21 protein-coding genes are annotated in these 20,642 nt (G+C 35.0%); 19 read left to right on the forward strand and 2 right to left on the reverse strand.

The window, feature by feature from the left end; translation table 11 throughout:
* Positions 1–7: 7 nt before the first annotated feature.
* Positions 8–796, reverse strand: a complete 789-nt coding sequence (locus NQ499_RS02990) for an HAD family hydrolase (RefSeq protein ID WP_040389562.1) — start codon at positions 794–796, stop codon at positions 8–10.
* A 167-nt stretch (positions 797–963) separates the two neighbouring features.
* On the opposite strand from NQ499_RS02990, the gene NQ499_RS02995 reads away from it, so the two are divergent.
* The 8 genes from NQ499_RS02995 (at position 964) to NQ499_RS03030 (ending at position 9,441) form a co-directional block, all read left to right on the forward strand.
* The gene (locus tag NQ499_RS02995) at positions 964–1,812 is read left to right on the forward strand and encodes a sulfide/dihydroorotate dehydrogenase-like FAD/NAD-binding protein (protein ID WP_006504488.1); all 849 of its coding nucleotides are present in this window, start codon (positions 964–966) and stop codon (positions 1,810–1,812) included.
* A 1-nt stretch (position 1,813) separates the two neighbouring features.
* A complete protein-coding gene (gene gltA, locus NQ499_RS03000) occupies positions 1,814–3,202 on the forward strand; it encodes an NADPH-dependent glutamate synthase (RefSeq protein ID WP_006504487.1) in 1,389 nt (462 codons plus the stop codon).
* Entirely contained in the window at positions 3,203–3,547 is a 345-nt protein-coding gene (locus tag NQ499_RS03005) for a zinc-ribbon domain-containing protein (protein WP_006504486.1), read from the forward strand.
* A gap of 103 nt (positions 3,548–3,650) precedes the next feature.
* Complete coding sequence (locus NQ499_RS03010) at positions 3,651–4,310, forward strand: helix-turn-helix transcriptional regulator (protein WP_006504485.1); 660 nt, start codon at positions 3,651–3,653, stop codon at positions 4,308–4,310.
* A 10-nt stretch (positions 4,311–4,320) separates the two neighbouring features.
* Positions 4,321–5,961: a putative manganese-dependent inorganic diphosphatase gene (locus NQ499_RS03015; RefSeq protein ID WP_006504484.1), complete on the forward strand. Its 1,641-nt coding sequence runs from the start codon at positions 4,321–4,323 to the stop codon at positions 5,959–5,961.
* A gap of 300 nt (positions 5,962–6,261) precedes the next feature.
* The gene (locus NQ499_RS03020; RefSeq protein WP_006504483.1) at positions 6,262–7,692 is read left to right on the forward strand and encodes an amino acid permease; all 1,431 of its coding nucleotides are present in this window, start codon (positions 6,262–6,264) and stop codon (positions 7,690–7,692) included.
* 67 nt (positions 7,693–7,759) lie between these two features.
* A complete protein-coding gene (locus NQ499_RS03025) occupies positions 7,760–9,079 on the forward strand; it encodes a M18 family aminopeptidase (RefSeq protein WP_006504482.1) in 1,320 nt (439 codons plus the stop codon).
* On the forward strand, positions 9,079–9,441 hold the full coding sequence (locus tag NQ499_RS03030) for a hypothetical protein (protein WP_006504481.1): 363 nt from the start codon (positions 9,079–9,081) through the stop codon (positions 9,439–9,441). Before NQ499_RS03025 ends, NQ499_RS03030 begins: the two co-directional genes overlap by 1 nt.
* A gap of 91 nt (positions 9,442–9,532) precedes the next feature.
* Here the strand turns inward: NQ499_RS03030 and NQ499_RS03035 are convergent, their stop codons facing one another.
* Positions 9,533–10,783 carry an RNA-guided endonuclease InsQ/TnpB family protein gene (locus tag NQ499_RS03035; RefSeq protein ID WP_259848597.1) on the reverse strand — a complete coding sequence of 417 codons (1,251 nt, stop codon included), beginning with the start codon at positions 10,781–10,783 and terminating at the stop codon, positions 9,533–9,535.
* Positions 10,784–11,113: 330 nt separating this feature from the next.
* On the opposite strand from NQ499_RS03035, the gene NQ499_RS03040 reads away from it, so the two are divergent.
* The 11 genes from NQ499_RS03040 to glgA all read left to right on the forward strand — a co-directional run bounded on the left by NQ499_RS03040 (position 11,114) and on the right by glgA (position 20,599).
* The gene (locus NQ499_RS03040; protein ID WP_040389884.1) at positions 11,114–11,806 is read left to right on the forward strand and encodes a glycerophosphodiester phosphodiesterase; all 693 of its coding nucleotides are present in this window, start codon (positions 11,114–11,116) and stop codon (positions 11,804–11,806) included.
* Positions 11,806–12,078 carry an RNA-binding S4 domain-containing protein gene (locus NQ499_RS03045; protein ID WP_006505749.1) on the forward strand — a complete coding sequence of 91 codons (273 nt, stop codon included), beginning with the start codon at positions 11,806–11,808 and terminating at the stop codon, positions 12,076–12,078. The genes NQ499_RS03040 and NQ499_RS03045 overlap by 1 nt, the downstream gene beginning before the upstream one ends.
* A gap of 73 nt (positions 12,079–12,151) precedes the next feature.
* Entirely contained in the window at positions 12,152–12,439 is a 288-nt protein-coding gene (locus NQ499_RS03050; RefSeq protein WP_006505748.1) for a septum formation initiator family protein, read from the forward strand.
* 34 nt (positions 12,440–12,473) lie between these two features.
* Positions 12,474–13,238 carry an alpha/beta hydrolase gene (locus NQ499_RS03055; protein WP_006505747.1) on the forward strand — a complete coding sequence of 255 codons (765 nt, stop codon included), beginning with the start codon at positions 12,474–12,476 and terminating at the stop codon, positions 13,236–13,238.
* A 2-nt stretch (positions 13,239–13,240) separates the two neighbouring features.
* Entirely contained in the window at positions 13,241–14,062 is an 822-nt protein-coding gene (locus NQ499_RS03060; RefSeq protein ID WP_006505746.1) for an HAD family hydrolase, read from the forward strand.
* Positions 14,063–14,065: 3 nt separating this feature from the next.
* Entirely contained in the window at positions 14,066–14,896 is an 831-nt protein-coding gene (locus NQ499_RS03065; RefSeq protein ID WP_006505745.1) for a Cof-type HAD-IIB family hydrolase, read from the forward strand.
* Entirely contained in the window at positions 14,883–15,539 is a 657-nt protein-coding gene (locus NQ499_RS03070; RefSeq protein ID WP_006505744.1) for a uracil-DNA glycosylase, read from the forward strand. The genes NQ499_RS03065 and NQ499_RS03070 overlap by 14 nt, the downstream gene beginning before the upstream one ends.
* On the forward strand, positions 15,539–16,744 hold the full coding sequence (locus NQ499_RS03075) for a bifunctional folylpolyglutamate synthase/dihydrofolate synthase (protein ID WP_006505743.1): 1,206 nt from the start codon (positions 15,539–15,541) through the stop codon (positions 16,742–16,744). Before NQ499_RS03070 ends, NQ499_RS03075 begins: the two co-directional genes overlap by 1 nt.
* A 173-nt stretch (positions 16,745–16,917) precedes the next feature.
* Complete coding sequence (locus NQ499_RS03080) at positions 16,918–18,045, forward strand: glucose-1-phosphate adenylyltransferase (RefSeq protein WP_006505742.1); 1,128 nt, start codon at positions 16,918–16,920, stop codon at positions 18,043–18,045.
* A gap of 14 nt (positions 18,046–18,059) precedes the next feature.
* Complete coding sequence (gene glgD, locus NQ499_RS03085; RefSeq protein ID WP_006505741.1) at positions 18,060–19,169, forward strand: glucose-1-phosphate adenylyltransferase subunit GlgD; 1,110 nt, start codon at positions 18,060–18,062, stop codon at positions 19,167–19,169.
* A complete protein-coding gene (gene glgA / locus NQ499_RS03090; RefSeq protein WP_006505740.1) occupies positions 19,169–20,599 on the forward strand; it encodes a glycogen synthase GlgA in 1,431 nt (476 codons plus the stop codon). The genes glgD and glgA overlap by 1 nt, the downstream gene beginning before the upstream one ends.
* Positions 20,600–20,642: the final 43 nt, after the last annotated feature.

Here is a 20,642-nt window from a genome sequence, read left to right on the forward strand (position 1 = left end):
TTTTTGATTAGATGACGTTAAAATGTTTTAAGGCATTATAGATGCCATCATCTTCAATATCAGTTGTAATATAGGTTACATAATCAAATAGAACTGGATTAGAATTACCCATCGCTACTGATTCCTTAGTATAAGTCAACATTGGTAGATCGTTGGTAGAATCACCAATAGAAATACAATCATCAATAGAAGCACCAATGAGATCAATAAATGTCTGAATACCTGTGGCTTTAGAACAAGCTTTAGGAACAACTTCAATGAAGTCTTCAGCACGCTGGATATATTCTAAATCGTTCTTAAATGCATCCTTAAATGCTTCAATATCATCTTCTGGTGTATACCATGCAGTGAACTTATCAAATTTAGGTTCTTCATCTTTATGATATACAGGTACATTTACCTTAATATCTTTATAACGTTCTTTGATTTCCTGGACTGTCTTTGTCTTAATTGTTTCAGGGAAATAAACACATTCAGGACCTTCTAATACTGCATCAATATCTAATTCAACAGCCTTATTCACAATTCCTTTCTTTAATTCTGAAGGAAGTGTAGCATGATAGATTTCTTTATCATGATAGTAGATATTAGTCCCACATCCACAGATATAACCATCTAATCCTAATTCCTTAATTATATCTTCTATAATACAAATAGTACGCCCAGTATTCACCATCAGGATATGTCCATTATCCTGAGCTAGTTTGATTGCTTTCTTTGTACTTTCAGGAACAGTAAAGTCTGTTTCTGTAGATAAAGTACCATCGATATCAAAAAATATAACTCTTCTACTCATAAATATTCTCCTTGTCTCATAAACTAAAACACAAATAATTACATCTGTCAACATCCTCTCAATTCTTGAAAATACCACATGATAGCGCATTAATTTACTATGAAGCGACATTGAATAGAAGCCTAATATGTGATAAGATTAAATAAGATTCAGAAAGGATTGAGAATATGTATAAGATTGTAAAGAAAGAAGTACTTAATGACGTTGTACAGTTAATGGAAGTACATGCGCCAATGGTTTCAAGAAAATGTGAACCAGGGCAGTTTATTATTTTACGTGTAGGAGAAGATGGAGAAAGAATCCCTCTTACAATTGCTGATTATGATAGAGAAAAGGAAACAATCACAATAATTTATCAGATTGTAGGTTACTCTACTAAACAGCTTGCAAAATTAGAAGAAGGCGATTATATCACTGACTTCGTAGGTCCTCTTGGAGTACCAACTCATCTAGAAAAGAAAGATCATGTCATCGGTGTCGCTGGTGGTGTTGGTAGTGCACCATTATTCCCACAGTTAAGAAAGTTAGCTGAACTTGGTACTAAGGTTGATGTAATTATCGGTGGACGTGAAGAACAGTATGTATTATGGGCAGATCGTTTTAAAGAATTCTGTGATCATGTTTATATCGCAACTAATGATGGTTCTGTAGGTACAAAAGGTTTTGTAACTGATGTTTTAACTGATTTACTTGATAAGGGTGAAAAGTATGATGAAGTTATTGCAATCGGACCAGTCGTAATGATGAAGGCAGTTGTTGGAGTAACTAAGCCTAGAGACATTAAGACAATGGTTTCACTTAACCCAATCATGATTGATGGTACTGGTATGTGCGGATGCTGCCGTGTAACTGTTGATGGTAAGATCAAGTTTGCCTGCGTTGATGGGCCAGACTTCGATGGTTTAAATGTTGATTTTGATGAATTAATGGCAAGACAGAGAATGTTCAAGGAAGAAGAACATCTTGTTGACAGCAATGCAGACCGTATGTGTAACTTAATGAAGGGGGTTAAATAATATGCCTAATATGTCAAATAAAAAGGTAGAAATGCCTTCTCAGGAACCAGAAATTCGTGCAACTAACTTTAAGGAAGTTGCTTTAGGATATACTAAAGAAATGGCTCAGGAAGAAGCAGCTCGCTGCTTAAACTGTAAAAAGCCTCGTTGTGTAGATGGATGTCCAGTTAATGTTCCTATTCCTCAGTTTATTCAGGAAGTAGTAAATGGTGATTTTGAAAAAGCTTATGAAATCATCACTACAGAAAATGCTTTACCTGCAATCTGTGGTCGTGTATGTCCACAGGAAAATCAGTGTGAAGGTAAATGTATTAGAGGTATCAAGGGTGAATCAGTAGGTATTGGTAGACTTGAAAGATTTGTTGCTGATTATCATAGAGAATATGGTAAACCAACTGAAACTAAGATTGAAAAGAACGGCAAGAAAGTTGCTATTGTAGGTTCAGGACCTTCAGGTATTTCTTGTGCAGGTGAACTTGCTAAACGTGGTTATGATGTAACTGTATTTGAAGCATTACATAAAACTGGTGGTGTATTATCTTATGGTATCCCAGAATTCCGTTTGCCAAAAGATTTAGTACAGGCTGAAATTGATGGTGTTGCAGACTTAGGTGTTAAGTTTGAAACAAACGTTGTAGTAGGTCGTTCTATTACAATTGACGAGTTACAGGAAAGCGGCTATGATGCTGTATTCGTAGGTGCTGGTGCTGGTTTACCTCGTTTCCAGGGTATCCCAGGTGAAAACCTTGATGGTGTTTATGCTGCCAATGAATTCTTAACTCGTGTTAACTTAATGAAGGGTTATGAATTCCCTAACCATCCTACTCCAGTAAAAGTAGCTGATACAGTATGTGTTGTAGGTGCTGGTAACGTAGCTATGGATGCTGCAAGAACTGCTAAGAGACTAGGTGCTAAGAACGTATATATCGTATATCGTCGTAGTGATGCTGAAATTCCTGCACGTGCTGAAGAAGTACATCATGCTAAGGAAGAAGGTATTATCTTTAAGTTATTAACTAATCCAGTTGCTGTTCATGGTGATAATGGTGCAGTTAAATCACTTGAATGTGTAGAAATGGAATTAGGAGAACCAGATGCATCTGGTAGAAGAAGACCAGTTGTAAAAGAAGGTACTAACTTCACAATTGATTGTGGTACAGTTGTTATCGCAATCGGTCAGTCTCCAAACCCATTAATCAGACAGACTACTCCTGGCCTTGACTGCCAGAAGTGGGGCGGTATCATTGTAGAAGAAGAAACTAACCATACATCTAAAGAAGGCGTATGGGCTGGTGGTGACGTTGTTACTGGTGCTGCTACTGTAATTCTTGCTATGGGTGCTGGTAAAAAAGCAGCTAAGGCTATTGATGAAAAATTAAGTGGTGAATAAATGTATTGTACGCGATGTGGTAAAGAATTAGAGGCAGGTACAAAGTTCTGCCCTAATTGTGGAGAACCTGTTAGATTAGAAAATAGAACTGACTATACAACTATGGAAGACTATGCTTCTAGTAATGGATATACAAGTCCTTATCATGAAGAAGACCGTGCTTCAATTGGATTATGTATCATTTCATTCCTATTCCCTTTTATGGGTGTTATCTTCTTCTTTATGAAAAGAAGAATGACGCCTAAGAAGGCAAAGGCATGCTTGATTACAGGAATCGTTAGTTTTGTATTGAATTTTATTGCAACTTATGCATTATTATTAAACTCAGGAATCAGAATCTTCTGATTCCTGTTTTTCTATTTGATAAAAAATTTCTGTTTTATGATAATAATAATTTACTGATATTTTTTATTATGATAAAATACTCTGTTGTAAAGGAGGAAGTATAATGCATAAATTATTAGAACCCTATGCAGCACTTGTCCCATTCTTAGGTGTTGCGTTAGGCGATAATGTTGAAGTAGCTTTACACGATCTCACATCTCCTGAACAGGAAGTTGTTGCTATCGCAAATGGTGAGATTTCTGGCAGAGAAGTTGGTGCTAAGCTTTCAAATTTATCTATTCATTATTTAGAAACAAAACAGTATGAAAAAAATGACTATGTCATGAACTACAAAACAGCTGGACCTGATGGTAAACTGTTGAAATCTGCAACATACTGGATCAAGGAACCAGGAAATGTTTATCCTGTCGGTATGCTCTGTATTAACGTTAACGTCACAGATTTTGAATATATTGAAACTGCGATGAGAAGAATTCTAGGTATTAAAGATAATACAAATGTAGAATTTAAATATGACAGCCCAATCGAAATCTTATCTTCACCACTTGATGAGATGGTAGAAAAGTACATCAATGAATGCATGCAGAATATGGGAGTTCCGTCTTATGTTCATGCAGAAAGATTAAAAGTAGAAGAAAAGATTAGAGTTGTTAAATACTTGCAGGAGAAAGGAACATTCAAGGTGAAAGGTGCAATTGCCCTTGTTGCTGATAAGCTAGATGTTTCTGAACCAACAATTTATCGTTATTTAAAGAAAGCGTAGGAGGAAAAACATGGATATTGTTTACGTAAGTGGTCATAAGAATCCTGATACTGATTCAATTTGTGCGGCCATCAGTTACTCATATTTATTAAATGCGACTCATAAATACGGACAGGCAGTCCCAGTAAGACTTGGTGAAGTCAGCCGTGAAACTGAGTATGTATTAAAAAGATTTAATGCACATACACCACAGCTATTAAAGTCTGTTAAGCAGAAAGTAGAAGATCTTGATTATGATCAGGTGACTCTATTCTCTAAAGAACTTACTTTAAGAACTGCCTGGTCATTAATGTGCCAGATGAACTTAAAGAGTGCACCAGTATTAGATGATCATTCTCATCTTCTTGGTTTATTATCTTCTACAAACATTATTGAAGGTTATATGGAAGACTGGGATAAAGATATCTTAAAGAATGCACATACACCAATCGAAAACGTTGTAGATACATTAGACGCTAAGATTGTTTATTTAAACCCTGAATTACGTACTATCAAGGGTAGTCTTCATATTACTGGTATGAATTCTCAGGAAGTTATTGATCATGTCAATGAACATGATGTTATCATCACTGGTGGTGACAGAACTGAAGGTATTCGTGAAATGTTGAAGAAGAAGGTTGATTTAATCATCCTTACTAACTCATTACACTTAGAAGAATCAGTTCTAGAAGAATGCAAGAATGCAGGTGTCAGCGTAGTGACTACTGCTTTCACTACATTCAAGACTTCACAGCAGATCATTCAGGCAGTACCTGTTGAGTATGTTATGCAGAAGGGTGATTTAACATGCTTTTCTACAGATGATACTGTAGATTACTTAAAGGAAGTTATGAGTGAAACGAGATATCATTCATATCCTGTTATTGACTTAAATGATCAGGTAGTAGGTACTATCTCTCGTTTCCAGGTTATTACTGGTGATCATAAGAAGATGATTCTTGTTGACCATAACGAAAGAGGACAGGCTGTAGAAGGTATTGAAGAAGCTGAAATCCTAGAAGTAGTTGACCACCACAGAGTGGCTGATTTCCAGACTGTTGGTCCATTACAGTTTAGAGCTGAACCACTTGGCTGTACTTGTACAATCATTGCAAAGATGTATAAGGAACAGGGTGTAGAAATTCCTAAGAATGTAGCTGGTTTAATGTTAGCAGCTATCATCTCTGATACATTATTATTCAGATCTCCAACTTGTACAAAGACTGATAAGGAAATTGCCTTAGAATTAGCTTCTATCGCAGGTGTAGATGCCGAAGAATTCGGTCTTGCAATGTTTAAGGCTGGTACTTCATTAGTTGGTAAGACTATTGAAGAAATCTATAACCAGGATTACAAGGCATTCAATATTGGTGACGCAAAAGTAGGTATCGCTCAGGTTAATACTATGGATATCGATGGCTTTGCACCACTTAAAGGTGAAATGCTTGAATATATGGAAAATCTATGTGTTGAAAATGGATTTGATACAGCAGTTCTATTATTAACTGATGTCATCAATGCAACAAGTGAAGTATTTGTTGCTGGTACTCATCCAGAATATGTAGAAAATGCCTTCAATGTACAGTTAGTTGAACATGAAGCAAACTTACCAGGCGTTATCTCTCGTAAGAAGCAGGTTGTTCCAGCTATTACACGTGCAATCAATGCTTAACAAACATCAAGCTATTTATTGAGAATTCAATGAATAGCTTTTTTTGTGCATCAAATATAATATATATTATGGTAATTGTTGAAAAATTAGAACAATGCTAATAAATTATTATTGTTATCTCGTATAAAATAGTGGACTGTAACAAAATTTCTTTATTTTGTCGAAAAATACGCTATTTTTTTATCGTTTTTTGTATTTTGTACATATAAAAGTATGGTATTTATGTGAAAAATTTGGTATACTTACTGAGGCATAAAAAGATTGTTTTAATTTTTACACAAAATATTTAAGGAGGAGAGTATGGAAAACTCAAAAATGAAATGGTATACCCTGGCTTTTATGGCATTTTCTACTGTTTGGGGATTTGGTAACGTACTAAATGGTTTCGTTTACTTCAACGGTATCCAGGTTATATTCAGTTGGATTTTAATGTTCGCTTTATACTTCGTACCATATGCCCTTATGGTTGGTGAACTTGGTTCAGCGTTTAAAAATGCCGGTGGGGGTGTCAGCTCATGGATCATGGAAACAATGGGTCCTAAACTTGCATATTATGCAGGGTTCACTTATTGGGCTTGTCACATCACTTATATCGCAAGTAAAGGTACTGGTGGATTAAAGGCTCTTAGCTGGGTAATCTTCAGAAACGCTACAGTTTATGATAGCTTACCAACTATCTATGTTCAGTTAGCTACACTTGCTGTATTCTTATTTTTCTGCTATATCGCAAGCCGTGGATTAAACCCACTAAAGAAACTTGCTACATTAGCAGGAACTTCAATGTTTGTTATGTCAATCCTTTATATCTTAATGATGTTCGCAGCACCAGCTATCAACCCTAATGGTGGCTATGTACATATGGACTTTAGTTTTAAAAACATCGTGCCACAGTTCAATGTACAGTACTTCACATCATTATCTATCTTAGTATTCGCAGTTGGTGGATGTGAAAAGATTTCACCATATGTAAACAAGGTAGAAAACCCTGAAAAGGGATTCCCTAAAGGTATGATTGCACTTGCTATCATGGTTTGTGTATGTGCTATCTTAGGTACATTCGCAATGGGTATGATGTTCGATCCTAAGATGATCAATGCTTCTGAACAGGCATTCGAAAGCTATGTTGCTAACGGTGCTTATTGGTCATTCCAGAAATTAGGTCAATACTATCATATGGGTGATACATTACTCGTTATCTACGCATTATGTAACATGGTTGGTCAGTTCTCTACTTTAGTATTAAGTATTGATGCTCCACTTAGAATGTTATTAGACAACGAAGAAACTAGAGAATATATCCCATCTGCTTTATTCAAGAAGAATAAGTATGGTGCATATATTAACGGTATTAAGTTAGTTGTTGTACTTTCTGGTTCAATCATCTTAATCCAGTCATTCGTTCCTGGTGCAGCTGCCGTATTAAAACAGTTAAATAAGCTTAACTCAGTATGTATGCCAATGCGTTACTTATGGGTATTTGCTGCTTATGTTGCTTTACGTCAGGCTATGGATAAGTTCCCAGCAGATTATCGTTTCGTTAAGAATCAGGCTGTTGCTAAGTTCTTCGGTATCTGGTGCTTCATCGTAACTGGTGCTTGCTGTGTACTTGGTATGTATGACAAAGATCCATTCACATTCGCATTAAACGTAATTGCCCCTGTAGTTCTTTGTGCTTTAGGATTAATCATGCCTAAACTTGCAGAAAAAGAACGCCGTGAAGGAAAAAGATAAATGATATAAAATATCCTTTTGGCAGGGCCAGAAGGATATTTTTATATAAATTAAGGAGATAATAAAAATGTTTAAGGAAACTTCAAAAGAATTATTAGATTTCTTATCAAAAAGTCCTACTGCTTTCCATGCAGTAGAAAACTATCGTCAGATCTTAAATGCTGATGGGTTTAAAGAATTATTAGAAAGTGAACATTGGGATATCGTACCAGGTGGTAAGTATTATGTAACAAGAAATAATACAAGTATCTTAGCTTTCAAAGTAGGTACAAAGTTAGACAACTACAGTTTCAACATTGTGACTTCACATACAGATTCGCCAACTTTCAAGGTTAAAGAAAATGCTGAAATCGAAGTGAAGAACAAGTATACTCAGTTAAATACTGAAGGATACGGAGGAATGTTATGTGCTACTTGGTTAGATCGTCCTCTATCAATTGCTGGTCGTGTATTAGTATCTGAAGGTAACAGCATCGTTACTAAGTTATTAAATATTGATCGTGATTTATTAATGATCCCTAACGTAGCTATTCATATGAACCGTGCTGCTAATGATGGATTCAAGTATAACTTACAGGTAGATATGCTTCCATTATTAAGTGCTGGTGATGATCGTCAGAAAGACTTCAAACAGATTATTGCTGATGAATTAGGTGTGAAGAAAGAAGATATCTTAGGACATGACTTATATCTTTACAACCGTATGGCTCCATCTATCTGGGGTGCTAATGAAGAATTCATTTCTGCAGGTCACTTAGATGATTTACAGTGTGGTTTCGCTTCATTAAAGGCATTACTTGCTGGTTATAACGATGAATCTATCGATATCATGGCTTGCTTTGATAACGAAGAAGTAGGTTCAGGAACTAAGCAGGGGGCTGATTCTACATTATTAAGAGATACATTAGTTCGTATCAACAGTGCTTTAGGTAAGACTGAAGAAGATTACCACCGTGCACTTGCATCAAGCTTCATGCTTTCTTCAGATAATGCACATGCCGTACATCCAAACCATCCAGAACATACTGATGCAACTAACTGCACTTATATGAATGAAGGTGTTGTTGTTAAGTCACATGCTGGCCAGAAATATACAAGTGATGGCGTATCAATGGCAGTTGTAAAGGCTCTTGCATCTGGTGCAGATGTACCTCTACAGTATTTTGCTAACCGTTCAGATAAGGCTGGAGGAAGTACTTTAGGTAATATCGCTATGGCTCAGGCTTCTATGAATGCTGTAGATATCGGTTTACCTCAGCTTGCAATGCATTCATCATATGAAACTGCTGGTATCAAGGATACTTACTATGCAATCTCATTAATGAAGGCATTATTTGATTCACATATTCAGGAAACATCTACTCATAGCTTAGAAATTAAAAGCTAATGAAGTTTCAACAAGATAGAGAAAAGCTCATGGTTTCTATGATGGTAGGAACCATGACTTCCTATATCGCTCTTATGTTTGTAAAAGAGCTGATCAATCAGAAGTATTTAATCAATTTCTATATCGATAGCTTAGTTGCTGCTGTTGCACTTGTTCTGGCATTCCTGCAGATCAAGATGCAGTATAAGATATATAAAGAGAGAAAGATTTCTTCTAAATCACTCAATATTACATTATTAAGCATTCTTTTCGCATTAATATTAAACGTTTTATTCCCTAAGGGAATTGATTTCTCATTCCTAGTATTAGTCATTGGAATGATTGCTTCAAATCGTTTATGTAGTAAAGAATGGCCAAAGTGAACTACTCCGACTTAATATTTTATTAAGTCGGGGTTTTTTAGATGCTTACGCATCCGTTTAAGAAGATTGATATTTAAGTCTCCACCTATTGCTAGGCAATCCTTATTCTTATAGGCGTGTCCACTTCGCCTCTACTGTATAGGATGTTTACATCCACAACGCTACTTTTACGCAAGATATTTAATGCACCATTTACATCTGCATTCAGAACTTGTCCACTCGCTGTTCTATACTGTCCACGATGTATTCTCTTTCCACTGAAATGATATTCTTCAGTATCATCACTCTTATAGACTGGTATGACATCCTTATCCCAGAAGCTGGCCTTTGAAGTGTAGGACTCCTCCTGCATGACAAGTATGATGTCATTCAATTCACAGAGATACTTAAGTTTATCTATTAGCTTTCCATAAGGAATATTGATAAATATCTGATTATTTCTTTTACCTATATTGGAACCTTTTTGAAATGTTTCATTATAGCCCACAACAAGAGTTCCGATATCATGATCGATACAGTAATCAATCACCCTGCGTGCAGTCTTGTTCATGTAGTCATTTATTCTATTGTTGCGCCTGCGTGCTAATGCCTTCTGTCTGTTGGTTGGCTTCCTGCCAAAATGCTGCTTATCCTTGATGGACTGTAATCTTGCATTTTCCTTATTGAACAGTTGGTTAATGGACTTCAGTCTTCTTCCATCGATGATGAATGTTTCACCCTTACTTGATACTCCAGTGACAAGATTATTGATACCAAGATCTAATGCCAGTGCATTTGTTGTATTGAGATTCCTTTGAATGCATTCAGCTTCATAGGTATACTGAATTTCAAAGAACCTGACATCTGCCTTTGGTATGATACGTATTTCCTTCACTTTCTTATCAAGCAGTATAGGTGGAATAACAATCTCTACAGCCTTATGTGTCTTTCTGTAGCTATTCGAATATGGAAGTAAGAGCTTATTCCCTTTAAGTCTTACAAATCCAATGACGAGCGTAGTATATCCATCCTTTGGAAGATAGCGTGGAAGTCTGCAGTCCTTAAGTGCATGCTTTCCCTGCTTTGCCTTTTTAAGAAGACCGAAGAATGATTTAAATGAACCACCTACAACCTTGAGTATCTGCTGTGCCATATTGGAATTAAGCGTTCTATAATTATCAGACGACTTCAGAAGTGCATAGTTCTTCTCATAATTGAGATACTTGCCTTCTGCAAAGTAGTACTGTCTGATGTTATAGATTGCCTGATTAGTAAGATTCTTTGCAATATGACATAATTCCTTGATGGAACGATAGTCTTCCTTGGACAGATGCTTTACCTGCTGCTTGACTGTAAGATACATATATTTAGCCTCCTTTCTACAGATTTAGGAAAAAAAGCTTTCCATATATTTTATACTCTCACTATTCCAAAATTTCTCAAACAAATTCATCATCGGCATTCATTACCCACCTATGTTTTATATTGAGATGGGGGTTTCTGCCGTTTCTTTAGATAAATTTGTTTTCTCGTAAATCCTTTAATTTAGAATTAACCTTTTATGTCTATCTTTATTACAGAAAGATGTTATAATGAAATAGGAAGAGAAACAAACACCTGCCGATTCTCTTCAACTGCCTCATGCCAGTGACCTGAACGCTGGCTTTTTTTATCTATTGAAAGGGTGATTATGATGAAAAGATTAGCACATAGAGGCTATAGTGATTTATTTCCAGAAAACACAATGTCTGCTTTTGAAAAAGCGGCGCATTCTTCTTTTGAAGGTATTGAAACAGATGTACAGATGACTAAAGATGGGGTCCTTGTATTATTACATGATGATAAGATCAATCGTACCAGTGATGGTAAGGGTGTTTTAAGACATATGACTTTTAAAGAAGCGCGTCAGTATAATTACAATAATAAGATGGATATTGAGGAACAGATTCCAACATTGCATTCTCTCTTGACATTACTAGATTCTACCGATAAATTATTGAATATAGAAATCAAGGATACTGTATCTGTCGGTCTTGAAGAGAAACTAAGGGATATCATTATGAAACATCATATGACAGATCGTATTTATTTTTCTTCTACAAGTCTAGAAAGATTATTAAATATGCGTGCTTTAATGCCTGATTCTTATTATGCTTTAATTGTACTAAGAGGTTATAAGAAGTGTAAGCAGCAGGTGATTGATCATCATTTAGATGGTATTCATAGTCGTTATTCTTATTTAACGCATGAAGAAATAGTAGATTTAAAAAGTAGACATATTAAAATAGGTGCCTGGACAATTAAAGAAAAAGAACAGTATGACTTCTTTAAAAAAGAAGGTATTGATTTTATATTTGCGAATGGATTATTTGAAGAGGATAAATAATGAGATTAGATAAATTTTTAAAGTTATCACGTATTATTAAGAGAAGAACATTATCTAAAGAAATCAGTGAAGCTTCACGTGTTAAAGTGAATGGTAAAGTTGCTAAACCTGCCACTAAAGTGAAAATTGGTGATGAAATTGAAGTCAGTTTTGGACGTACTATTTTGACAGTAAAGGTATTGATGTTGAAAGATCATGTATTAAAAGATGAAGCATCTTCTCTTTATGAAATTATTAAAGAAGAAAAAGTAGAAGAAGAAACTATTTACTAAGAGCCTTTTTGTAAGGTTCTTTTTTTAATGGCAGAATAATGGTATAATGCGAGTAGTTAAGGAGTTGACTTGAATGGCTAAAAAGAAGAGAAAAATGGGTAATATATATGGGATTGTCTTTATTGTGATTTCAGTGTTCTTAATTTACACATTAGTCGCAAAGGTACAGCATATCCAGGCTGAGAAGGCCACTTATCAGAAACTTGTTGTACAAGAAAATGAATTAAAGAAAGAAAAAGCAAAACTCGCAAAAGAAGTAGATAGTTTGAATGATAGTGATTATGTAGTACGTTATGCACGTAGTCATTATATATTTTCTAAAAATGGTGAAGAAGTGATTATTCTACCGGAAAATAAATAAGCATGAGGCTTATTTGTTTTTGTAAGGAGATTATATGTTTCAAAAGATTTATAATAAATGTAGAGATAAAAATATAATTGTATATCTTCCTGATGATTATTATCAAAGTGAAGAGAGATATCCTGTTCTTTATATGAATGATGGCCAGAATGCCTTTTTTGATGACCAGGCTTATATTGGAGTAAGCTGGGGTATGGAGGATTATTTAAAAAGAAGTGGGATGAAGGTCATAGTAGTGGCTATTCCCTGCGTCTTTAGTGAATATGGTCGTGCAAGTGAATATGGTCCATGGGATGTTGAGAGTGGTACATTAATGCGCGATGATTCTCATGAGATAATTAAAGGTACAGGAGAAGACTATTGTGAATGGTTGATTCATGATCTAAAACCATATATAGATGGTCGTTATCGTACTTTAAAAGATGATACGGCGATGGTAGGAAGTTCTTCAGGTGGTATTATTACAGCGTATGCCTGTATGAAGCATCCCGATGTATTTCATAAAGGTGCTGCAGTTTCAACAGCATATTGGCTTTATCAGAAAGAATTTGTTGAGTTAGTGAAGACAAGTGACTTAAGCGGTCTTGAACGCTTTTATTTTGATGTAGGTGGTAAAGAAGGCTATGATGATGAGTCATTGAGTCAGGACTATTTATGGTCTAATAATGAAATTGAGTATTTAATAAGAGAGAAAGGCATTCATTATATGTATCGTGTCTTTGAAGAGGATGTACATAGTGAAGCCTGCTGGAGAAATAGAGTACCAGTCTTTATGTCTTATTTATATGGAGGGAAATAATTATGTATCAAATGATGTTATCGGATTTAGATGAAACACTTCTTATAGGTCAGCATGTTCCTGTATTTAATCAGGAGGCAATACGTGAAGCTAAAAAGCATGGCTTACGTTTTGTAGTAGCCACTGGACGTTCTCATAGAATGATTGGGGATATTCTTAAAGAAATTGGTACATATGATATGCCAGGTGAATATTCTATCTGCTTTAATGGTGGCCTTGTTGTAGAGAATAAGAATTTCAAGATTCTCCATTTCCAAGGATTAGAATATGATTTATTAAAGAAATGCTTTGACTATGGATGTAGAAAGAATCTCTGTATGCTCGTATTTACTTTAGATTGTTGTTATATTTATAACCCAGATGAATTTGAAGTAAATAGAAAGATTGAACAGAAAACACCAATGAAGGTGATCTATGATCATGAGACGGAATTCTTAAAAAATGAATCTATCGCAAAGATTCTTTTGGTAAAGAGAGATATGAACTATTTGAAGAAATTACGTGATGAGATGTATCAGGATATTGGAGACCAGGTAGAACTCACTTTCTCTTCGAATCGTTATCTAGAATGCAATGCGATTGGCATTAATAAGGGTGTAGGTTTAAAGTGGCTTGCAGATTATTTGAATATTGATATCAAGGATACGATTGCGATTGGTGATAATTACAATGATGTATCAATGATCAAGGAAGCAGGACTTGGAGCCTGTGTGAGCTGCGCTCATGATGATATTAAAGAAATCAGTGATTATGTCTGTGAAAAGAATTTTGATGAAGGTGCAGTGAAGGAAGTAATTGAAAAATTTGTATTAAAGGGAGTATAAGAGATGGAATATAAATTAATTGCAAGTGATTTAGATGAAACTTTATTAAATGATGATCACGTTGTACCAGAAAGTAACATTTACTGGATTCAAAAGGCAGTGAAGGAACGTGGTGTGAAGTTTGTACCTGCAACAGGAAGAGGTTATATGCAAATCTTACCTGAACTTACACAGTTAGGTTTAAAAGATATGGAAGGAGAATATGTTTTAAGCTTCAATGGTGGTGCATTAACTGAAAATAAAGGAAATCGTATTATTGAATTCAATGGTTTAGGGTTTGATAAGATGAAGGAAATCTTTGAATTTGGTCTGAAGCAGGATGTCTGTATTCATGTTTATACAAATGATACACTTTATATTTATAACTTAAGTGAATCTGAAGCAGAAAGATTGAAGCATCAGAAACTTGAAGTTGTTTATCCTGAAGAAAACACGGTTGATTTCTTAAAGGATGCGACTATTGCGAAGATTCTATATCAGAATGTGGATGTGCCTTATTTAATGAGTTTAGAGCCTCAGATGACAGAAATTACCGAGGGATGTGCAGTAAGCTATTCTTCTAATCGTTATATGGAATTCAATCGAGAAGGCGTAGATAAAGGACAGGGATTACAGGATCTTGCAGATAAGCTAGGTATTAAGATTGAAGAAACAATTGCAGTAGGAGATAACTATAATGATATGGCTATGCTTGAAAAAGCAGGTCTATCTGTTGCGGCAGGTAATGCAGTTGAAGATGTAAAGAAGGCATGTGACTACACAACGCATGCAGATAATAATGAAGGTGTAGTTGCAGAATTGATTAAGAAGTTTATTTTCCATGAAGACATTTAAATCAATTATAGAAAATGAAGCACAGCAGCCTTACTACAAAGCGTTACATGAATTTGTAGAAGAAGAATATGCTTCAAAAACAATATTTCCACCTCATAACCATATACTGCATGCATTTAATTTTTGTGATTATGAAGATATTAAAGTGGTTATTATTGGACAGGACCCTTACCATGAACTTCATCAAGCCAATGGTTTAGCTTTTAGTGTGAATAAAGGTGTACGCATACCACCTTCACTTGTAAATATTTATAAAGAAGCTCACAGTGATGTAGGTATTGATATTCCCAATCATGGAGATTTAACATCATGGGCAAAGCAGGGTGTTCTTTTATTGAATACTGTATTAACAGTACAGGAAGGATGTGCGAATTCTCATAAAGGTAAAGGATGGGAAATCTTTACTGATCATATTATTGAAGAAATGAATAAACGTGAAAAGCCTCTTGTTTTCATTTTATGGGGACGTCAGGCTGCCAATAAAGCAAGTATGATTGATACAACAAAGCATTGCGTCATTACAAGCGCACATCCATCTCCTTTAAGTGCCCATCGTGGGTTCTTTGGCTCAAGGCCATTTTCTCGTACAAATGAATTTCTTGTGAGTCAAGGAATTGAACCTATAGATTGGAGGATTGACTGATGTTTAGAAATATAGATAAAGCAATCGCATATATTGAATCTAAAAGACATAAGAATACAATTGAATCTTTTAGGAGAATTTTAGAAGAGCTAGATATTAATACAAAACAGAAGAATATGATTCATGTTGCCGGTACGAATGGAAAAGGATCTACAGTCAACTATCTAAGAAGCATTTTGAATGCCCATGGATATCATGTAGGAACATTTACTTCTCCTTATATGATTAAGCATAATGATCGTATTCGTATTGATGATCAGCCTATTAGTGATGAAGATCTTCTTGCGCTTATTAATAAATATGAAACAGTGATTGAAGAAAAGAACTTATCCATGTTTGAAATTGATGTTTTAATCATGCTTGATTACTTCTCTTCACATGATTTAGATTATCGTATTATTGAGTGCGGTATTGGCGGCGCTAATGATAAGACAAATGTAATTCAGCCAATTATCAGTGCAATTACAAATATTGGTAATGATCACTTAGATCAGATTGGTCCAAGTCTTTATGATGTCATTAATGAAAAGATGGGAATCATCAAAGAAGGACAGTATTTTATTACAAGTGAAGTGGAAGGAATGGTTCTTGCAAGATTACAGGAGCAATGTGATGCTATGGGTGCGACAATGGTTGTTGTGCCGGAATATCAGGTATCACGTTATCCGTTCCATTTCCGTTATCGTGATATGGCCTTTACCTTAGAAAAACAAGGAGTCTACCAGGTTGCAAATGCACGTTTAGCACTCACAATTGCGAATAAGTTGATTAATCTTGATGAAAAAACAACTGAAAAAGCTATTGAAGAAGCAGTGTGGTATGGTCGTTTCGAAATGATGAATGTAGCAGGACATCAGGTAATTCTTGATGGTGCACATAATACAGATGGTGTTAAAGCTCTTTTAACAACAATGCAGTATATGCGTACTAAAGATACTGTCTTTATTTTCTCTGGTTTAAAGGATAAAGATGTGGATGAAATGATTGAACTTATTGATGAAGCAGGTTATCCAATATATCTCACTTCATTTAATGATGAGCGTGCGTCTGATTTAGAGGATTATCGCAGTTTCAGTACCGTAACAGTAGTGCCTCACTTTGCGGAGGCAATCAAAGTAGCCTTACTTAAACATGATCAGCTTGTTATAACAGGCTCACTACACTTTATTTCATCAGTAAGAAAGTACCTCAAACAGAACTATTAAGTCAGACTTACACGTAAGTCTGACTTTTTTCTATTTAAAATGTAACACATGTGTAGTATAATAAAAGAAGGAATTTGAGAAAATGAATCTAATAACTATCATAATTGTTTTAATTGTGATAGAATGGATTATATAAAAGAAAGCGATTACATTTTTTAGGAGGAGATAGAGAAATGGGTAAAGAAATCGTTGCTATGATCCTAGCCGGTGGCCGTGGAACAAGATTAAAAGAATTAACTGCGAAAGTTGCTAAACCTGCTGTCTACTTTGGTGGTAAATATCGTATTATCGATTTCCCACTAAGTAACTGTGCCAATTCAGGTATTGATGTTGTAGGTGTTTTAACACAGTATGAATCAGTACTATTAGGAACTTATGTTGGTGCAGGTTCTAAGTGGGGGCTTGATGGTAATAACTCACTTGCTGCAATTTTACCAGCACGTGAAAGAGGCGAAGTTGGTGCAACTTGGTATGCAGGTACAGCTGATGCTATTTATCAGAATATTAGCTTCTTGGATCAGTATGATCCAGAATATGTATTAATCTTATCTGGTGACCATATCTATAAGATGGATTATGAAGAAATGTTAAATGTGCATAAGGAAAAAGGTGCAGATTTAACAGTTGCGGTATTAAATGTTTCATTAAAAGAAGCAAGCCGTTTCGGTATCATGAATACAGATGATAAAGGCTATATTTATGAATTCGAAGAAAAACCAGAAAAGCCAAAATCAACATTGGCTTCAATGGGTATTTATATCTTTAATTATAAAGAATTACGTAAATACCTTATTGCAGATGCTGCAGATGAAAATAGTAAGCACGACTTTGGTATGAATATCATCCCTAGCATGCTTGCAGATAAGAAGAAATTATATGCTTGGACTTTTGATGGCTATTGGAAAGATGTAGGAACTGTTGAAAGCTTATGGCAGGCAAATATGGACCTTCTTGATGATAAGGAACTTGACCTTTATAACATCAAGAAAGACTGGAAGATCTATTCAGAAGATACACTTGGTAAGCCTCAGTTAATTGGTGCAAAGGCAAGTGTTAAGAACTCACTTGTAACACAGGGATGTGTTGTAAATGGTGAAGTTGAAGGATCAGTTCTATTCAGCAATGTTAACGTTGGTGAAGGAGCTAAGGTTATTGATTCAGTATTAATGCCTGGTGTTCTTATTGAAGAAGGCGCTGTTGTCAAGAAAGCAATTATTGATGAAGGCGTTGTGGTCAAAGCTGGAACAGTTGTGAATGAAGAAGCAGAAGAAGTCGCTTTAGTAAGTGGCAATAGCAGATAAGGAGTGAAGAGCAAATGGCAAATGTAGTAGGATTAATCAATTTACATACTGATATATCTTTGAAAGGATTAACAGAAAGACGTCCAGTTGCTTCAGTAAGCTTCTTGGGTCGTTATGGTATTATTGACTTTGTATTATCTAACTTTTCAAATTCTAATATTGATAAAGTAGGTATTTTAGTAAAGGAAAAACCAAGATCATTATTAAAACATATTGGTTCTGGTAATGCATGGAACTTCAACTCTAAAAAGGGTGGTATTTCATTATTATATGATGAAAAGTATGCAAACAGCACTATGTACAACCATGATATCAACAATATGTTAGAAAATATTGCATTCTTAGAAAAATCTACTGCTGATTATGTAGTGATTTCTCCAGCACATATTATTACTACAATGGATTTCTCTGATGTGGTAGAAGCACATGAAAAATCTGGTTGTGATGTGACTGTTGTTTATAAGAAAATTAAGAATGCAAATGAAACATTTATTGGTTCTGATTTCTTAAAGATTAAGGACAAGCAGGTTGTTGATTTTGAATTAAATAAAGGTAATCGCAAGGATCGCTCAATCTCACTTGAAACTTATGTTATTAATAGAAAAGCATTAATTAAGATGCTTAATAAAGCACAGAAAGTATCTGTATTCTATGATTTAAGAGATACTTTAAACTATCTAAAAGATGAAATGAAGATCAACGCTTATGAATATAAAGGATTTGCGATGTGCATTGATTCATATGCAGCTTACTTCAAGACATCTCTTGAATTCCTTGATATTGATGTCTCAACTCAGGCATTCAAGTCTAACTGGCCAATTTTCACAAATACTAACGATACACCACCTTCAAAGTATCTAAAAGATGCTGAAGTTAAGAGTTCATATATCGCAAACGGTGTATTTATCGATGGTGCTGTAGAAAACAGTATTTTAGGACGTAATGTTAAGATTGGTAAAGGTGCTGTTGTAAAGAACTCAATCTTATTCAGTGGTTCTTCAGTAGAAGCAGGTGCTCATCTTGAAAATGTCATTATGGATAAGGATTCTAAGGTTAAACATGTCAAAGAACTTCTTGGTGATCCAACTGATCCATTGTATGTTAAAGAAGGTGACATTGTCTAATGAGAATCGTCTTTGCTGCTGGTGAAGCACTTCCTTATATTAAATCTGGAGGACTCGCTGACGTTATCGGTTCTTTACCTAAAGAACTTGTGAAAAAAGGACATGAATGTTATGTCATTCTTCCAAAGTATCAGGATATTAAATTCCCTGAATCACTTGAATATGTGACTAACTTCTATTTATGGGTAGGATGGAGAAGATGCTATTGTGGTGTCTTTAAAGCAGTATATGAAGGTGTGACTTATTTCTTTGTAGATAATGAACAGTATTTTAGAAGACCTGGTTTATATGGCTATGATGATGATTATGAAAGATTTGCATTCTATGACTTTGCAGTTCTTGAATGTTTATCTCGTTTAGATATCATGCCAGATATCTTATCATTACATGACTGGCAGGCTGCAATGATTGCGCCTCTTTATAAAGAAAGATATTGCTATTATGACTATTATGGAAATGTGAAAGTTACTTTCACAATCCACAATATCGCTTATCAGGGTAAATGTGATCCATTCTTATTGAATGACTTATTCGGTTTAGATAATTACTTATATTACAATGGTAATGTACGCAATGATGATTGCATGAATATGATGAAAGCAGCAATTCTTTATTCAGATGCAATTACAACTGTTTCTCCAACATATGCTCAGGAGATTTTAACAGATGCTTATGGTGAAGGATTACAGAGTATCCTTGCTATGCGTCGTGATGATCTTTATGGTATTTTAAATGGTATCGACTATGATACAAACAATCCAGAAACAGATCCAAATATCCCTTGCCATTTCAACGCAAATAGCGTTTATACAGAAAAGGTAAAAGATAAACTTGCATTACAGGCTGAAGTGGGATTGCCACAGGATCCTGATGTAGCACTTATTGGTATCGTTACAAGATTAACATGGCAGAAGGGTCTAGACTTGATCCTTAACCGTATGGAAGAACTTTTACAGAGAAAGGTTCAGCTTGTTATTCTTGGTGCAGGTGATAAGAAATATGAAGAACCATTAGAAGAAATTGCTGGATTTGGTAATCCAAAGATTTCATTACAGTTAAAGTATGATTTTGGTTTATCATGTCGTATTTATGCGGGATGTGATATGTTCTTAATGCCTTCATTATTTGAACCATGCGGATTATCTCAGATGATGTCATTACGTTATGGTACAATTCCTATTGTAAGAGAAACGGGTGGATTAAAAGACAGTGTACAGCCATTCAATGAATTTGATGGTACTGGTACTGGATTCAGTTTTGCTAACTATAATGCGCATGAAATGATGGACATTATTGATTATGCATTACATATCTACTACGATGAAAAAGATCAATGGAATGGTTTGATTTATCGTGCTATGACTGAAAAATTAGACTGGGACCGTTCAGCAGATGAATACTTAAGAGTATTCGGTTCATTACTTGGTTAATACAAAGGTGGAGGATTTCCTCCATCTTTTTGTTTTTAGGAGA

Source organism: Catenibacterium mitsuokai, from assembly GCF_025148785.1.
Lineage (GTDB): Bacteria > Bacillota_I > Bacilli_A > Erysipelotrichales > Coprobacillaceae > Catenibacterium > Catenibacterium mitsuoka.

Coding starts and splice junctions, on each gene's coding strand:
- NQ499_RS02990 (WP_040389562.1), bottom strand. CDS start 796: ATGAGTAGAAGAGTTATATTTTTTGATATCGATGGTACTTTATCTACA.
- NQ499_RS02995 (WP_006504488.1), top strand. CDS start 964: ATGTATAAGATTGTAAAGAAAGAAGTACTTAATGACGTTGTACAGTTA.
- gltA (WP_006504487.1), top strand. CDS start 1,814: ATGCCTAATATGTCAAATAAAAAGGTAGAAATGCCTTCTCAGGAACCA.
- NQ499_RS03005 (WP_006504486.1), top strand. CDS start 3,203: ATGTATTGTACGCGATGTGGTAAAGAATTAGAGGCAGGTACAAAGTTC.
- NQ499_RS03010 (WP_006504485.1), top strand. CDS start 3,651: ATGCATAAATTATTAGAACCCTATGCAGCACTTGTCCCATTCTTAGGT.
- NQ499_RS03015 (WP_006504484.1), top strand. CDS start 4,321: ATGGATATTGTTTACGTAAGTGGTCATAAGAATCCTGATACTGATTCA.
- NQ499_RS03020 (WP_006504483.1), top strand. CDS start 6,262: ATGGAAAACTCAAAAATGAAATGGTATACCCTGGCTTTTATGGCATTT.
- NQ499_RS03025 (WP_006504482.1), top strand. CDS start 7,760: ATGTTTAAGGAAACTTCAAAAGAATTATTAGATTTCTTATCAAAAAGT.
- NQ499_RS03030 (WP_006504481.1), top strand. CDS start 9,079: ATGAAGTTTCAACAAGATAGAGAAAAGCTCATGGTTTCTATGATGGTA.
- NQ499_RS03035 (WP_259848597.1), bottom strand. CDS start 10,783: ATGTATCTTACAGTCAAGCAGCAGGTAAAGCATCTGTCCAAGGAAGAC.
- NQ499_RS03040 (WP_040389884.1), top strand. CDS start 11,114: ATGAAAAGATTAGCACATAGAGGCTATAGTGATTTATTTCCAGAAAAC.
- NQ499_RS03045 (WP_006505749.1), top strand. CDS start 11,806: ATGAGATTAGATAAATTTTTAAAGTTATCACGTATTATTAAGAGAAGA.
- NQ499_RS03050 (WP_006505748.1), top strand. CDS start 12,152: ATGGCTAAAAAGAAGAGAAAAATGGGTAATATATATGGGATTGTCTTT.
- NQ499_RS03055 (WP_006505747.1), top strand. CDS start 12,474: ATGTTTCAAAAGATTTATAATAAATGTAGAGATAAAAATATAATTGTA.
- NQ499_RS03060 (WP_006505746.1), top strand. CDS start 13,241: ATGTATCAAATGATGTTATCGGATTTAGATGAAACACTTCTTATAGGT.
- NQ499_RS03065 (WP_006505745.1), top strand. CDS start 14,066: ATGGAATATAAATTAATTGCAAGTGATTTAGATGAAACTTTATTAAAT.
- NQ499_RS03070 (WP_006505744.1), top strand. CDS start 14,883: ATGAAGACATTTAAATCAATTATAGAAAATGAAGCACAGCAGCCTTAC.
- NQ499_RS03075 (WP_006505743.1), top strand. CDS start 15,539: ATGTTTAGAAATATAGATAAAGCAATCGCATATATTGAATCTAAAAGA.
- NQ499_RS03080 (WP_006505742.1), top strand. CDS start 16,918: ATGGGTAAAGAAATCGTTGCTATGATCCTAGCCGGTGGCCGTGGAACA.
- glgD (WP_006505741.1), top strand. CDS start 18,060: ATGGCAAATGTAGTAGGATTAATCAATTTACATACTGATATATCTTTG.
- glgA (WP_006505740.1), top strand. CDS start 19,169: ATGAGAATCGTCTTTGCTGCTGGTGAAGCACTTCCTTATATTAAATCT.